Consider the following 14,930-nt stretch of genomic DNA (forward strand, 5'->3'; position numbering starts at 1 on the left):
GACAGGTCTGCCCAAGCGCGGGCCCGGGTGGGGGACGGGCCTACCGGGTACGGATCCGGCGCGGGCTGAGGGTGACTCAACCGCGCTGGTATAGACCTGTCAAGACCCCGTGGGCAGCGGACCACCACCCGCGGGCGCTCCGCCCGGCGGTCCGCCGTCCCGCCGGACCCGGGTCTCAGGCCACCGTGCAGGGCAGCGCCGCCAGCGCGGCACCGAGCTCCGCGCCCGGATCGCCCGCGCCCGACCGGCAGCGCCAGGCGATGTGCCCGTCGGGCCGCACCAGTACGGCACCGCCCGCCGCCGGGCCGCCCGACGCGCCGTCGGCCACCGGTCCGGCCAGCCCGGCCCGCGCGGCGAACTCCGCCCCCGGGTCCGCCCAGCGCAGCCCGAACGCCGCTGCGGGGGCCCGCCAGCCGTCGGCGCCCAGCAGGATCCACCGGCCGGCCGGCAGATCGAGGGTCGAGCCCGCGCCGCACCCGGCGTGCGGCAGGCGGGTGCCGGGGCTGCCGTCCAGGTCCGCGGCGATCGGGGCGTCGGGGTCGCCGGGCGTGCGCAGCACCAGGCCGGAACGGTAGCGTTCGCCCAGGCCGTGGGCGTGCGGCGTGGACCAGTCCGGACCGGCCGAGGGGCTGCCGGGCACCATCGCACGAGCATTGACGCCGGATGCGGCGGCGGCGTGCAGAGCAGCCGGGTGGCGTTCCTCGTGGTAGGTGTCGAGCAACGCGTCCCCGGCCCGGCCGGCCTGCACCGCCGCCAGCTTCCAGGCCAGGTTGTGCACATCGGCGACGCCGGTGGAGGCTCCACGCGCGCCGGCGGGCGGCATCTGGTGGGCCGCGTCCCCGGCGAACAGCACCCGGCCGTGGCGCAGCCGGTCCAGGGTCCGCTCGCGGGCCTCCCAGGGCAGTACGCCGAGCACCTCCAGGCCCGGCACGGGCAGGCCGATCGCCTCCCGGAGGATCTCCGCGCAGCGGGCGGGCGGGTAGTCCGCCGGGCTCTCGACGGCCGGGTCGTAGCGCAGGTGGAACGCCCAGCGGCTCCGGGTGTCGATCGCGGTCAGCATGCCGCGTACGCCGGGCCGGTCGATCAGGACGACGCTGAACTCCCGGCCCCGGACCAGGTCCCGCAGGTCGGCGCGGAACAGGATGTTGAGCTGGTGGCCGTGGCTCGCGCCCACGGTGGACGGGACGCCGAGTTCGTGGCGCAGGCCGCCGCCCGCCCCGTCGGCCGCGATCACGTAGTCGGCCCGGACGGTGCGGGCGGCGCCGGTGCGCACGTCCTCGATGTCGAGCTCCACCCCGTCCGCGGACTGCCGGACGGCCGTGCGGCGGGTGCCGAAGCGGAGCTGCCCGGGTCCCGCGTCGGCGGCGGCCGCGAACAGGACCGGCTCGACCGCGTCGAGGGTGGCCCGGCAGCCGGTGACCGGGCTCCAGCGGGCCATCGCGGCGGGCGCGAAGGTCCCTACCGGGCGGGGGTCGCCGGCCGCGCGGCGCGGGAGGGCGCCGATGGCGGTGGCGAGGTCGGGCCCGCGGTGCAGCCCTTCGGCGTCGGCGAGCGGCGCCCCCGCCCGGCGGACCGCGTCGGCGACGCCGAGTTCGCGGAAGACCTCCATCGCGCGGGCGTTGACACTGCGGGCGCGGGGGTGGTCGTGGGTGGCGGTGTGCGCCTCCAGCAGGAGGGACGGGACGCCGAGGCGGGACAGGGCGAGCGAGGCGGTGAGGCCGACGATGCCGCCGCCGGTGATGATGACCGGGTAGTGGTCGTCCATGAGAGTTCTCCCGAGGTGGGTGGGGCACTGCGGTACAGGTGGATGCAGGAGGTGCGGGCGGGCATGGCAGTGCCGGTGAGCGCTGCAGTACAGGCGGGCGGGCACAGCGGTACGGGCGTGCACAGCGGGTACGGGCGGGCGCCGCGAGGCAGGTGGGCGCAGCGCGCCGCGCGGGGGGCTGACAAATCGTCAAGTTCGGTCGGCGGTGGTTGCCGTGGGGGCGGCGGGCGCCGCGGGTCCGGCGGTCGGTGCGGGCTCGCCGGGCAGCAGGAGTGAGGTCGCTGCCGCGAGTGCGCCGAGGCCCGCCGCGGCGAGCAGCGCGAGTCGGTAGCCGTGCAGGTCGGCCGCCGGGCCCGGGCCGCCGCCGGCGGTGTCGGCGAGCGCGCCGAGGACGGCCAGGCCGAGCGCCCCGCCGAGCTGGCGGGCCGCGTTGAGCAGGCCGGAGGCCATGCCCGCCTCGTGCGGCGGGATGCCGGCAGTGGCGGCGCTGGTGGCGGACATCAGCATCAGGCCGAGTCCGGTGCCGGTCAGGACGGTCGGGCCGAGCAGGTCGGCGGTGTAGTCGGCGCCGGACGGCAGCCGGCTCAGCCACAGCAGGCCGAGTGCGGCGGTCAGCCCGCCGTACAGCGGGAGCCTGCGGACACCGGCCGCCAGCAGCCGGCGGGACAGCAGGGCGGCGGCGGCCAGGCAGACTCCCATCGGCAGCATGGCCAGGCCGGCCTGCTGGGCGTCGTAGCCGAGCACCTGCTGCATCACCTGGGAGACCAGGAAGAGCGAGGCCGTGAGCGCGGCGCCGAGCAGCACCACCACCAGGTTGCCGGCCGGCACACCGGGCAGCCGGAACACCCCGAGCCGCACCAGGGGTTGCGGGCTGCGGGCCTCCACGGCGAGGAACGCCGTGAGCAGCAGGACCGCCGCTGCGGTCGCGGCCAGCACCGGGGCCGAGCCCCAGCCTGACTCGCCGGCCCGGGTGACGCCGTACAGCAGCGCGCCGACCCCGGCGGTGCCGGTGAGGGTGCCGGGCAGGTCCAGGCGCCCGCCGGCGGGCCGGGGCCCGGCGGGCTGCAGGCAGCGGCGGACGGCGGCGAGCAGGGCGAGGCCGACCGGCACGTTGAGGTACATGACCCAGCGCCAGCCTGCCTGTTCGGTGAGCACTCCGCCGAGCAGCATGCCGAGCGCCGCCGCGGAGGAACTGGCGGCCGCCCAGTGGGACATGGCTCGGCGGCGCAGCCCTGGCCGGTCGGCGGTGGCGGCGAGGATGACGCCGAGCGTGGAGGTGGCGAGGGCGCTGGCGCCGATGCCCTGGGCGGCCCGGGCGGCGAGCAGGACGGCGCCGCTGCCCGCGAGGCCGCCGACGGCTCCGGCGGCGGTGAACAGCACCAGCCCGGCCTGCAGTGTGGCCCGGCGGCCGAAGACGTCGCCGGCCCTGGCGGCGGCCAGGATGCAGCCGCCGAGGGCCAGCAGGTAGGCGTCGACCACCCAGCGCTGGGCGCCGGCCGACAGGCCGAGGTCGGCCCGGATGGCGGGCAGCGCCACGTTCACGATGGCGCCGTCCATCACGACCATGAAGGCGGCCGTGCAACTGATCGCGACGACGATGCCGACCGGCAGGCCGGGTCGCAGGAGAGCGGTCGGTGGCGCGGGGGCGGGGGTGGATGTGGTGGAGGAAGGCATGGCGGACTCCAAACCTGAACAGTGTTCTAGTCGAACGGTGTTCAAGTTAGGGTAGGCTGAGTGACCTGTCAAACGTCATCAGTTCGGCCGTCCAGCAAGGAGATCCACGTGCGGCTGCACCGCGAGGACGTACTCGCCGGGGCCCTCGCCCAGCTCGACCAGGACGGGCTCGACGGCCTCACCATGCGTCGGCTGGCGACCGCCCTGGGCGTCGGCCCGAGCGCGCTCTACTGGCACTACCGCGACAAGCAGGCGCTGCTGGAGGCGATCGCCGAGGACATCCTCGACGGCGTCGCCGACGTCGACGGCGCGCTCCCGCCGGTCGAACGGCTGGCCGAACTGGCCCGCCGTCTGCGCCGGGCGCTGCTGGCCCGCCGCGACGGCGCCCGGGTGGTCTCGGGCACCTACGTCCGCCGCCCCAACACCCTGCGGTTCGGCGAGGCCGCCGTCCGCGCCCTGGCCGACGCCGGGGTACCGCCCGAGGAGGGGGCGCTGGCGTTCTTCACCGTCCAGGACTACGTGCTCGGCCACACCATCGAGGAGCAGAGCCGCGAACAACAGCTCGCCACCGCCGGCCGCACCCCGGTACCCGCCGACGAGGAGACCGCGGACCACCCCGCCATAGGGGCGGCCATCGGCCACTGGGCGGCCCGGACGCCGGACGACCGCTTCGAGTACGGCCTGGCCCTGCTGCTCGACGGGATCCGCGCCCGCGCCGCCCGCTGAGCGGCCGGGCGGGCCGTCATGCCGGACGGGCCGGACGGGCCGGGCGGGCCGGGCGGGCCGGGCGGGCCGGGCGGGCCGTCAGGACGAGCCCGTGGCCGCCGTCCGCCGGGCCAGCACGGCGTAGCACAGCAGCGCGGCGCCGACCCCGGCGATCGAGCCGAACGCCACGGTCGGGATCAGGTCGAACAGCCCGGTGCCCGGGCGCGCCCAGCGGTCGATCCGGTACCCGGCGCCGAGCAGCGCGGCCAGCGCCGTCCCGGCCAGCACCAGCCGGCGGGCACCCCGGGTGAGCACCACGGCGCAGGGCCGGCCCCCGGCGTCGGCGGCCCGGCGCAGCTCGCGCAGCGCGTACCCCGCCAGCAGGACGATCGCGACGGCGGAGGAGCCGTACTGGAGCGTGGTGTAGAGCGGGCGGCCGAACAGCGAGCCGGTCTGCAGGACCGGGATCAGCCGGGTGCCGAAGCGGCCGGGGTGGGTGAACGCGTCCCAGCCGACGTGGGTGCCGGCGCCGATCGCGGCGGACAGCGCGAACCACAGCACCTCGGTGCCGGCTGGGCGGCGCAGCCCGGTCCGGGGCGCCGTCAGCAGTTCGGCGGCGCCCGCCCACCGCGCGGGCAGCAGCGCCACCAGCGGGGCGCGCAGCACCAGGTGCCAGAGCGCGGCCAGCACCGCCGTGACGGCGATGTCCACGGTCGGCACGCCCCACCAGGCGTGGGTGACGTCACCGAGCGCGAAGGAGCCCGCGAAGTACGGCAGGTCCGGGGCCATCGAGCCGATGAGCAGCGCCGATGCGACCAGGCGGCCGCGGGCCCGGCCCCGGTTCAGCAGGGGCAGGACGGCGGCGGGGTGACTGAACGTGAACGGCACCCGGCCACCCTACGCGGCGGCGTGAGGCGGCCGACCCGCACCCGGCCCGCACCCGAACGACGTCCGGACGGCGCCCGGACGACGCCCGGCCCGCACCCGAACGACGCCCGGACGGCCCCGGCGGAAGTGGGTGGCACGGCGCCGTACGGCGGTGCATCCTGTCCGGATGCTGATCAGGGAAGCCACCACCGCCGACTGGCCCGCCATCTGGCCGTTCTTCCACCGCATCGTCGCCGCGGGCGAGACCTTCACCTTCCCGGTCGACCTCGACCGGGAGCAGGGCCGGGACTGGTGGCTGCTGTCCGCCCCGAGCCGGACGGTGGTCGCCGTCGACGAGGCAGGCACCGTGCTCGGCACCGCGAAGATGAACCGCAACCACCAGGGCAACGGCTCGCACATCGCCAGCGCCAGCTACATGGTCGACCCCGCGCACGGCGGCCGGGGCGTCGGGCGGGCGCTGTGCGAGTACACGGTCGACTGGGCGCGGACGGCGGGCTTCCGGGCGATGCAGTTCAACGCGGTGGTGGCGAGCAACGAACACGCCGTCAGGCTGTACCGCTCCCTCGGCTTCGAGGTGATCGGCACCCTGCCGGAGGGCTTCCGGCACCCGACCGAGGGCTACGTCGGACTGCACATCATGCACAAGGCGCTCTGAGCCCACCGCGGGTCGGCGGGCCGCTGCGACCACCACCGCAGCGTTGCCCCGATCTGCTCGTCGAGCGGGGTGGCCCCCACCGCGGACGGTCCCGGTCAGGCGCCCGGGATCCGAGACGTCGTCCAGCGGGGGCCCGGTACCGGACTTCGGGGCCCCACCTGGTGACGACCCGTGCGGTGTGGCCCTGCCCGGCCGGCGCACCGACCCGCATTCCGGTACGTCGCGGACGAAACGGCCATCGGCGCTCTACTGTCTGACTGGCTGTCATTCCGGTCAGCCGTATCGTCTCCTCAGGAGGATGAGTGAAGGTCGGTCGGATCGTTCTCGCCCTGGTCGCCGGCGGTGGTCTGCTCGCCGTGGCCCCGCCCGCCCAGGCCACGCCGGTGGCACCGGACCAGTGCTCCGCGGCGGACTGGCACGGTGACGCCCGCCTCGGCCCGGAGGAGCTGCCCCGGATCGGCCGGGTCGGCCTGCAGCTGATCGGCTACCGGCGTACCGGCGGCCAGGACGAGCAGTCCTTCCTCTCCCGGTACTACGACAGCCAGGCCGGGTCCTGGCGCTACCCGCCCGCCGACGGCTACCTGCTCAACTCCCTCGGGCAGCCGATCAAGCTGGACCAGACCCTGTTCCCCGGCCAGGACATCGACCGGTACGGCAGCGAGTTCGGTTCCTTCCTCGCCCCCGAGGGTCTGCCGTACGCCAGCCGTTCGATCCCCCCGCAGAGCCTGGACAACCTCGCGGCGCCGGCCGGGTGCAACTACCACGACTACCGGGTGGCGAAGCCGTTCAAGGTGCACGCCGGTCCGATCGCACCGTGGTTCAACCAGCCGGGCCTGGGCTGGCAGTACCAGCTCGACGCGGCGCTGGTACCCGGCGCGCCCGAGCGGATCAACGTGGGCTGGCTGGTGGACAACGGCTATCTGGAGCGGCTGGTCTGACCCCGTCGCGGCCGCCGGGGCGCCCTCGGGCGCTCCGGCGCAACCCGGCTGCTGGTTCGCGTGCCTACGCGCCGGGGACGGCCTGCCGAGACCGCATCCGACCAGGGGTGATCCTCCGGAGCGGCCGGGTCCGCTTCGTATGCGGTGCGCCATGGTGCAAATGTCATCTCATCACATATCGAGTCTTTCTCCGCCGCCTCGCACATGTCGGTCGTACGCTGCACATTCCGCAGCCTCTGACGCACTGCGAGGATCCGATGGTTCGTCGTCTCCCCGTTCCTCCCACCACCCTGCGCCAGGACTTCACCGCCTCCCTGGTCGTCTTCCTGGTCGCCCTCCCGCTCTGCGTGGGGGTGGCCGTCGCCTCCGGCGTCCCGGCCGAACTGGGCCTGGTCACCGGCATCGTGGGCGGCCTGGTCACCGGCCTGCTGCCCGGCAGCAGCCTCCAGGTCTCCGGTCCCGCGGCCGGCCTGACCGTCCTCGTGTACGAGGCCGTCGCCGAGTTCGGGCTACCGACGCTCGGTGCACTGGTGTTCGCCGCCGGGGTGCTCCAGCTCGCGATGGGCGCCCTGCGGCTCGGCCGGTGGTTCCGGGCCATCTCGCTCTCGGTGGTCCAGGGCATGCTCGCCGGTATCGGCCTGGTCCTGATCGCCGGTCAGCTGTACGCCCTGGCGGGGGCGAAGGCGCCCGGCCGCGGCCCGGCCAACCTGGCCGGTCTGCCGGGCCTCGCGTCCGACACCGCCGGGGACGCCACCGCGCTGGCCGCCGCGGCCGTGGGCGGTTCGACGGTGCTGCTGCTGGTGGTGTGGCGGCGGCTGCCCGCCCGGGTCCGGGCCGTCCCCGCGCCGCTGGGCGCGGTCGCGCTGGCCACCGCCGTCACCGCGCTCGCCGACCTGCCGGTGGGCCGGATCCGGGTGAGCGGCCTGCTGGACGTGGTCCGGCCGCCGGGCATCGGGCAGTTCGCGGACCTGGCGGGCGCGGCGGCGCTCGGTACGGTGCTGGCCTTCGCGCTGATCGCCTCGGCCGAGAGCCTGTTCAGCGCGGCTGCCGTCGACCGGCTGCACGGCGGCCCGCGCACCGACTTCGACCGGGAGCTGATCGCCCAGGGCGCGGGCAACGCGGTCTGCGGCCTGCTCGGTGCGCTGCCGATGACCGCCGTGATCGTGCGCAGCGCCGCCAACGTCCAGGCGGGCGCCCGGACCAAGGCCTCCCGGGTGCTGCACGGCGTCTGGCTGCTGCTGTTCACGGCCTTCCTGCCGCAGGTGCTCGGCGCGATCCCGGTCGCCGCCCTGGCCGGGGTGCTGGTGCACGCCGGGGCCAAGCTGATCCCGCTGAAGTCGCTGCTGCCGCTGTGGCGTTCGCACCGCGGCGAGGCACTGGTACTGGCCGCGACGGCCGTCGCGATCCTGGTCACCAACCTGTTCGAAGGGGTGCTGGCCGGGCTGCTGCTGGCGGTGCTGAAGTCCGCGTGGGACACCTCGCACCTGCACACCGAGGTCACCGAGGTCACTGAGGTCTCCGAGGTCAGCAAGGCCACCGGGGCGCCCCGGACGGACGACGGCCCGGCCGGGGCGGCGCCGGTGATCCTGGTGCGGCTGTCCGGCAACGCCACCTTCCTGCGGCTCCCCCGGCTGCTGGAGACCCTGGAGTCGTTGCCGGCCGACCGCCCTGTCGAGGTCGACCTGGCCGGGGTCCGGCACCTGGACCACGCCTGCCGGGCCGCGCTCCAGGACTGGGTGGAACGGCACAACGCGGACGGCCGCCGCACGGTCCGGATGCCCGCGCCGGTGTGAGCCGGTACGTCGCGGCGCGAGTCGGTGGCGGCCGTCGGTGGCAGCTATCGGTGGCGGCCCTCAGTGCCGGCCGGAGATCAGGTCCGCCAGCCGGGCCACCGGGTCGGTCCCGGCGGACCGGCGGGCGGCCTCCCTCCGGTCCGCGCCGCGGTAGGCCGCGTACAGGGCGTGCACGCCGAGCCAGCGGAACGGCTCGGGCTCCCAGCGCCGGACCCGGTGGCCGACCCAGGGCAGCGCGGTGAGCCCGGTGGCGCCGGCCTCGCCGGAGTCGAGCAGCACCAGGTCGCGCAGGGTCCGGCCGGCCAGGTTCGCGGTGGTGACCCCGCTGCCGACGTAGCCGCCGGCCCAGCCGAGTCCGGTGGCCCGGTCCAGTTCCACGCTCGCGCACCAGTCCCGGGGCACCCCGAGCACCCCGGACCAGGCGTGCTCGACGGCCGCACCGGCGGTGGCGGGGAAGAAGCGGACCAGCAGGTCCCGCAGCGCCACCACGGTGGCGGCCTGGGTGCGGCCGTCGTTGTCGGTCCGCGACCCGTACCGGTACGGGATGCCGCGGCCGCCGAGGGCGATCCGCCCGTCGGCGGTGCGCTGGGCGTACATGTAGGCGTGGGCGGTGTCGCCGAGCAGTTCGCGGCCCTGCCAGCCGATCGCGTCCCAGATGTGCGGCGCGAGCGGCTCGGTGACGATCATCGAGGAGTTCATCGGCAGCCAGGTGCGCTTCTGGCCGTGGACCGCGGCGGTGAAGCCCTCGGTGCAGCGCAGCACGTACCGGGCCCGTACGGTGCCGTGCGGGGTGACGGCGCGGCCGGGGGCGAGTTCGGTGACCGGGGTCGCCTCGTGGACGGTGACGCCGAGCTCCTCGACCACCCGGGCCAGTCCGCGGACCAGTTTGGCGGGGTGGATCCGGGCGCCGTGCGGTGTCCAGCTGCCGCCGAGGGTGCCGGCCACCCCGATCCGGGCGGCGGATTCGGCGGCGTCCAGCAGCAGCCGGTCGTGCTCGCCGAAGGCGGCCTCCGCGGCGTGGAAGGCGTTCAGCCTGGCCAGTTGGGCCGGGGTGCGGGCGACCTCCAGCACGCCGCCGGTGTGGATGTCGGCGTCGATCCCCTCGGACTCGGCGACCGAGACCACCTCGGCGACGCTCCGGTTCATCGCCCGCTGGAGGTCGACGGCGGCCTGGTGGCCGTGCAGGCGGGCGTAGCGGTCGCGGCCGGCGATGCCGTTGTAGAGCCAGCCGCCGTTGCGGCCGGACGCGCCGTAGCCGCAGAAGTGCTGCTCCAGCACGGTGATCCGCAGCGAGGGCGCGGCCCGCTTGAGGTAGTAGGCCGTCCACAGGCCGGTGTAGCCGCCGCCCACGATGCAGACGTCGGCGGTGGCCGGTCCGGGCAGCGGCGCGCGGGGGGCGGGTACGCCGCTGTGCGCGTACCAGAAGGAGATGCCGCCGTTGACCGTGGTCATGGTCGTCCCTGTCCGTTGCGGTGCTGCCGTGGCCGTGCTGCCGTTGCCGTGCTGCTGCTCTCCGCGGACGGTAGTCGCGGCGGCGGCGGGCGGACAACGCGCAAGGTGTCAGGAAGGGCGGTCCGGGCGGCACGGGGTGTCGGGCGGGCCGTCCGGCGCTGACCGGGGGTGGCGGCCGGGCCCCGTACCGTGACCGGCGGGGTGCGCCGGGCGGGCGCCGGCCAGCTGGGCGGCCAGGACGGCGGGCGCCTCGGCGAGCGAGGGGCCGTACCAGGTCAGGTGGCGGCCGCTGACCAGCGCGGCGGGTACACCGGGGAACGCCTCCGGTCCGTCGTCGGCGGCGAAGCGGTACGGCTCGTCCGGCACGACCACCAACTCCGGTCCGGATGCGAGCAGTTCGCCGATCGGGACGGCGGGGTAGCGCTCGGGGTGCCCGGCGTACAGGTGCTCGACGCCGAGCCGCCGCAGCAGGTCGCCGGCGAAGGTGTCGCGGCCGAGCACCATCCACGGCCGCCGCCAGATCGGCACCACCGCGCGGCGCGGCGGCCCGCCGAGCTCGGGCAGGGCCCGCCAGGCGGCCCCCGCGCGCTCCAGCCAGGGCGGGGAGGGCAGGCCGCAGCCGACGGTGAGCAGGCGCTCCAGCGACCCGAGTGCCTGGTCGAGGGTGCGGATCTCGGTGACCCAGACCGGCAGGCCCAGGGTGCGCAGCGCGGCGAGGTCGGCGGCCCGGTTCTCCTCCTCGTTGGCGATCACCAGGTCGGGCCGCAGGGCGGCGATCCCGGCGGTGTCGGGGTTCTTGGTGCCGCCGATCCGGGCCACGTCCAGGTCGGCGGGGTGGCTGCACCAGTCCGTGGCGCCGACCAGCAGCCCGGGGGCGGTGGCGGCCACCGCCTCGGTCAGCGACGGCACCAGCGAGACCACCCGGCGCACCTCGCCGAGGCGCAGCCGGGTGCCCTGGTCGTCGGTGGCGACGCGGCGGGCGGCGGGGACAGTCATGACCGCCAACCTACTGCCCCGTCACCGGGCGCGGCCGGTCCTGTACTGTTACGAACCCATGCGGCGAGTGCGCCGCTCCGGTCGAGGAGGTGAGACCCATTACCGCTGTGTCTGGCTGGGTGCTCTCCACTCCCGGTCGTACGCCCGTCGAGGCGTAGCGGCCGAGGGAGCGCCCTTCGGTTCTCCGGAAGGCTCTTCGTGTCTGCTCCGTCGTCATCTCGCTCGTTCCCCCCGTCCTCCCCCTCCCCCGTCTCCCCCGCCTTCGCCGCCGTCGTCGGCCGGCTCCGTGCGGCGGGCTGCGTGTTCGCCGAGGAGGAGGCGGAGCTGCTGCTGTCCGCCGCGCGCTCCCCCGCCGACCTGTCCGCCCTGGTGGACCGGCGGGTGGCCGGTCTCCCGCTGGAACACGTGGTGGGCTGGGCCGGGTTCCGGGGCCTGCGGATCGCCGTGGACCCGGGGGTGTTCGTACCCCGGCGCCGGACCGAGTTCCTGGTCGAGCAGGCGGCCGCGCTGGCCCGGCCGGGGGCGGTGGTGGTCGACCTGTGCTGCGGCTCGGGCGCGCTCGGCGCGGCCCTGGCGGCGGCGACGCCCGGCCTCGACCTGTACGCCGCCGACCTGGACCCCGCCGCGGTGCGCTGCGCCCGGCGCAACCTGCCCGCCGACCGGGTGTACCAGGGCGACCTGTACGCGCCGCTGCCCGCCGGGCTGCACGGCCGGGTGCGGATCCTGCTCGCCAACGTGCCGTACGTGCCGACCGCGGAGATCGGGCTGCTCCCGGCGGAGGCCCGCGAGTACGAGGCGCGGGTGGCGTTGGACGGCGGTGCGGACGGCCTCGACGTGCTGCGCCGGGTGGCCGCCGAGGCATCGCGGTGGCTGGCGCCGGGCGGGCACCTGCTGTTCGAGACCAGTGAGCGGCAGACGCCGGAGGCGGTGGCGGTGGTGGTCCGCAGCGGGCTGACCGCCCGGGTGGCGACCTCGGAGGAGCTGTACTCGACGGTGGTGATCGCCACCCGGCCGGGAGACGGCGAGGCGGGCGACCCGGGCGCCGGGGTCCGGGCCGGTCATTGACGTGAGGGGCCGGGCGGGCGAAGCTACTGGCCGGTAATCAGCCCGTGCCCGTCACCGTCGTCCACGAAGGTGGGACCCCATGGCCCAGCCCGGACCGTCCGCCCGTACCTCCGCCCGCACCGCCACCCGCGCCTCCGCCCCTGGCTCCGCACGCTCGGCCCGGCTGCTCGCCGGACTGCTGCTCGGCTCGGGTGTCGCCCACTTCGCCGTCCCGAAGCCGTTCGACGCCATCGTGCCCCGCTCCCTGCCCGGCAGCCCGCGCACCTGGACGTACGCCAGCGGGGTCGCCGAGCTGGCGATCGGGGCAGCGGTGGCGCTGCCCAGGACCAGGCGGGTGGGGGCGCTGGCCGCCGCGGGCCTGTTCGTCGCGGTCTTCCCCGCCAACGTCAAGATGGCCGTGGACTGGCGCGACCACCCGGCCCCGCTGCGGGCGGCGGCGATCGGACGGCTGCCGCTCCAGCTCCCGCTGGTGCTCTGGGCCCGCCGGGTCGGCCGCGCCGGACGCGCAGGCCGGTAGCCGCCGCCCGGGCGGGCGCCGGATCCGGCAGCCTTTTCCGCCAATACCGGTCGGAACAGGTCACGTTCGGAAACTCCGGCGACCGTATCTGTTATCTGCCCCTGGCCGATGGATCTCCCATCTGTGGAAGCGACGACGGGATCCCGCCCAGCGGGATCCCCCACAGATTGGGCGGACGCATGAACGACACCTTCCGGGGCGGACCGGGCGGGACCGGCCCCGGCCAGGGCGACGGCGGGCGGCGGCGACGGGCCGCGTCCTCGGCCGGACACCGGCGCAAGCCGTCGGCCGGGCCGCGGGTGCTCGGCGCCATCGCGGGCACGGCCGCCCTCGCGGTGATCGCCGGCGGCGGGTACACCCTGTTCGGCCCCGACCGGTCGGCCGGCGCCAGGGCCGGGGACGGCACGGCCGCCGCCGCGCTCGACCTCGCCCCGGCAGGCGCCGACACCCCGGCGAGCCCGTCCGCGCAGGGCGGCCCGGCCACCACCGGCCCCACCGGCCCCACCGCCGCGCCGTCGCCCGCCGCGCCGTCCACGGCCGCGCCGACCGCCGCGCCGTCCACGGCGGCACCGGCCACCGCCGCCGCGAAGCCGGCCGCCAAGGCCGCCGACGCGGCCGCCCCCACCCCGGCCAAGCAGCCCGCGGCGAAGCCGGCCGCGGCCGGACAGGGCACCCCCAGCGGGAAGACCGCCGACTTCGTCTCCCAGGTCACCGACCTGGTCAACGCCGAACGGGCGAAGGCCGGTTGCGGCCCGCTGACGCTCAACACCAAGCTCAACGCGGCAGCCCAGCAGCACTCGGACGACATGGTCGCCCGGCACTACTTCGAACACGCCGACCCCGAGGGCCACCACGCCGACTCCCGGATCGAGGCGGCCGGCTACCGCTGGAGCTCCTGGGGCGAGAACATCGCCTACGGCCAGGCCGACCCGGCCGCCGTGATGGACGACTGGATGCACAGCCCCGCCCACCGGGAGAACATCCTCAACTGCGACTTCAAGGAGATCGGGATCGGCGTCAACTTCGGCGCGGGCGGCCCCTGGTGGACCCAGGTCTTCGCCGCACCGCGGTGAGGCCCGGCCGCGCCGCGGGTAGGGGCGGGCCGGGTCAGCGGCCGAAGGTGTCGATGTTCTCGATCCGCCAGCCGCTCCCCTGGTGGACGGCCTCGACCGCGAACATGGCGGCCGAGTAGGCGGCGCCGTCGGTGGCGCCCTCGGCGGTGCTGGTGTTCCGCTGGTCGGCGAAGACGATCACTCTGGCCCGGTCGCCCTCCAGGGTCTGCACCGCGCTGTCGGTGACCGTGGTGGTGAGCACCAGCTTCTTCGCCGCCGCCTGGGCCTTGACCTGGGCCAGCAGCGTCGCGTGCTGCTGGACCGCGCGGCCGGTGAGCAGGCGCTGCGCCGCCTGGTCGGACCGGCCCGGGTCGGCGTAGCTGTACGAGAACAGGGCGTTGACCGCCTCCGTGACCGCGCCCTTCAGCTCGCTGGTGCGCACGGCGTCGGTGAGCGCGGAGTTGTGCCCGGGCGAGCCCGCGCGCAGCTCGGCCCCGGCCAGGGCGGCCCAGGTGCCGAAGCCGCCGAGCAGCAGGGCCGCGGCCAGCAGCAGCGCGGTGACCGGGCTGCGGCGCGGCCGGACGGGCTCGGACCGGGCCGCCTCCGGCGGGGCGGGCTCCGGGTGGACGGCGTCCAGCAGGGCGGGGTCCGGCAGGACGGGGTGCGGGGCCGGCCGGGTGCGGGCCGGGGCGGCCGTGGTCGCCACCGCGGCCAGGCGGCGTTGGCGGTTGATCAGGTGGCGGGTCGTCGACGACATGCGCGCGGTGGTCCTCTCCTGCCGGCGGTACGGGCGGACGGTCTGTCAGCGGACGGGCGTTCAGTGGACGGGCGTTCAGTGGACGGACGCCGACGGGACAGGGGCCGACGGGGTGGGGGACGCCGTCGCCGCGGTGGTGCCCATCGGGGCCTGGCCGAGGGCGCTGAGCTTCCAGCCGTCGGCGGTCCGGGTCAGCTCGCCCAGCATCCGGCTGTCCTTGGTGGCGGGTTGCGGCGTCTGCGCGGTCTGCACGGTGATCCGGACGGCGACCAGGACGGCCGCGCGTCCGGCCTGCTGGTCCAGTTCGGTCACCGCCGCGGAGAGGATGCGGGCACTGGTGGTCGATCCGGCCTGTTCGACCTGTTTGGCGAAGTCGGAACGGCCCTGGACGAGTTGGGCGTGCAGGTCGCCCGCGGTCGAGCTCTCCCAGAGGTCCAGGCCGTGGTCCAGGTCGGCGTGGTCGAGGGTGTTGAGGTTCTGCACCGCCTGCTCCCCGGCCGCCAGGACGGTGTCCCGGGTCCGGGCCCGGTCGGCGGCGTCGTCGTGCGCCGCCGCGTACCAGGACCGGCCGCCCCAGGCGGCCGCCAGCGCGGCGACGGCCAGCAGGGCCACCGCCACCGCCCGGGCCCGCAGCCGTACGCGCATCCGTCGTGGACGTGCTGCCATCGGTTCC

Annotated in this window: 14 protein-coding genes; 7 read left to right on the top strand and 7 right to left on the bottom strand. The window is 76.2% G+C overall.

The annotated features are described in order from the left end of the window. Positions 1-175: 175 nt before the first annotated feature. Both AC2TEW_RS16880 and AC2TEW_RS16885 read right to left on the bottom strand, forming a co-directional pair. Positions 176-1,765, bottom strand: a complete 1,590-nt coding sequence (locus AC2TEW_RS16880; protein WP_484624165.1) for an FAD-dependent monooxygenase — start codon at positions 1,763-1,765, stop codon at positions 176-178. Between the two features lie 189 nt (positions 1,766-1,954). Next, positions 1,955-3,439, bottom strand: a complete 1,485-nt coding sequence (locus tag AC2TEW_RS16885; RefSeq protein WP_484624166.1) for an MFS transporter — start codon at positions 3,437-3,439, stop codon at positions 1,955-1,957. A 60-nt stretch (positions 3,440-3,499) separates the two neighbouring features. Between AC2TEW_RS16885 and AC2TEW_RS16890 the strand changes: the two genes are divergently transcribed. Then, complete coding sequence (locus tag AC2TEW_RS16890; RefSeq protein ID WP_484624167.1) at positions 3,500-4,165, top strand: TetR/AcrR family transcriptional regulator C-terminal domain-containing protein; 666 nt, start codon at positions 3,500-3,502, stop codon at positions 4,163-4,165. A 78-nt stretch (positions 4,166-4,243) separates the two neighbouring features. Here AC2TEW_RS16890 and AC2TEW_RS16895 read toward each other — a convergent pair whose 3' ends face one another. After that, positions 4,244-5,032, bottom strand: coding sequence for a DUF4184 family protein (locus AC2TEW_RS16895; protein WP_484624168.1), 789 nt, complete (start codon positions 5,030-5,032; stop codon positions 4,244-4,246). A 166-nt stretch (positions 5,033-5,198) separates the two neighbouring features. Here AC2TEW_RS16895 and AC2TEW_RS16900 point away from each other — a divergent pair, with 166 nt between their 5' ends. From AC2TEW_RS16900 to AC2TEW_RS16910, 3 genes are all read left to right on the top strand, one after another. Beyond that, a complete protein-coding gene (locus AC2TEW_RS16900; protein ID WP_484624169.1) occupies positions 5,199-5,687 on the top strand; it encodes a GNAT family N-acetyltransferase in 489 nt (162 codons plus the stop codon). Between the two features lie 302 nt (positions 5,688-5,989). Further along, positions 5,990-6,625 carry a TNT domain-containing protein gene (locus AC2TEW_RS16905; protein WP_484624170.1) on the top strand — a complete coding sequence of 212 codons (636 nt, stop codon included), beginning with the start codon at positions 5,990-5,992 and terminating at the stop codon, positions 6,623-6,625. Between the two features lie 257 nt (positions 6,626-6,882). Continuing rightward, positions 6,883-8,418: a SulP family inorganic anion transporter gene (locus AC2TEW_RS16910; RefSeq protein ID WP_484624171.1), complete on the top strand. Its 1,536-nt coding sequence runs from the start codon at positions 6,883-6,885 to the stop codon at positions 8,416-8,418. 60 nt (positions 8,419-8,478) lie between these two features. On the opposite strand, the gene AC2TEW_RS16915 is transcribed toward AC2TEW_RS16910, so the two are convergent. Both AC2TEW_RS16915 and AC2TEW_RS16920 read right to left on the bottom strand, forming a co-directional pair. Continuing rightward, positions 8,479-9,870, bottom strand: a complete 1,392-nt coding sequence (locus AC2TEW_RS16915) for an NAD(P)/FAD-dependent oxidoreductase (RefSeq protein WP_484624172.1) — start codon at positions 9,868-9,870, stop codon at positions 8,479-8,481. Positions 9,871-9,978: 108 nt separating this feature from the next. Beyond that, on the bottom strand, positions 9,979-10,815 hold the full coding sequence (locus AC2TEW_RS16920; protein ID WP_484624297.1) for a helical backbone metal receptor: 837 nt from the start codon (positions 10,813-10,815) through the stop codon (positions 9,979-9,981). Positions 10,816-11,064: 249 nt separating this feature from the next. Between AC2TEW_RS16920 and AC2TEW_RS16925 the strand changes: the two genes are divergently transcribed. The 3 genes from AC2TEW_RS16925 to AC2TEW_RS16935 all read left to right on the top strand — a co-directional run bounded on the left by AC2TEW_RS16925 (position 11,065) and on the right by AC2TEW_RS16935 (position 13,521). Continuing rightward, on the top strand, positions 11,065-11,931 hold the full coding sequence (locus AC2TEW_RS16925; protein WP_484624173.1) for a putative protein N(5)-glutamine methyltransferase: 867 nt from the start codon (positions 11,065-11,067) through the stop codon (positions 11,929-11,931). 79 nt (positions 11,932-12,010) lie between these two features. Next, positions 12,011-12,448 carry a DoxX family protein gene (locus tag AC2TEW_RS16930; protein WP_484624174.1) on the top strand — a complete coding sequence of 146 codons (438 nt, stop codon included), beginning with the start codon at positions 12,011-12,013 and terminating at the stop codon, positions 12,446-12,448. 179 nt (positions 12,449-12,627) lie between these two features. Then, entirely contained in the window at positions 12,628-13,521 is an 894-nt protein-coding gene (locus AC2TEW_RS16935) for a CAP domain-containing protein (protein ID WP_484624175.1), read from the top strand. A gap of 34 nt (positions 13,522-13,555) precedes the next feature. On the opposite strand, the gene AC2TEW_RS16940 is transcribed toward AC2TEW_RS16935, so the two are convergent. Both AC2TEW_RS16940 and AC2TEW_RS16945 read right to left on the bottom strand, forming a co-directional pair. Beyond that, complete coding sequence (locus AC2TEW_RS16940; RefSeq protein WP_484624176.1) at positions 13,556-14,257, bottom strand: hypothetical protein; 702 nt, start codon at positions 14,255-14,257, stop codon at positions 13,556-13,558. Positions 14,258-14,332: 75 nt separating this feature from the next. Then, entirely contained in the window at positions 14,333-14,923 is a 591-nt protein-coding gene (locus tag AC2TEW_RS16945; protein WP_484624177.1) for an Rv1363c family protein, read from the bottom strand. Positions 14,924-14,930: the final 7 nt, after the last annotated feature.

Source organism: Kitasatospora sp. NEAU-CNBT7 (assembly GCF_057220535.1).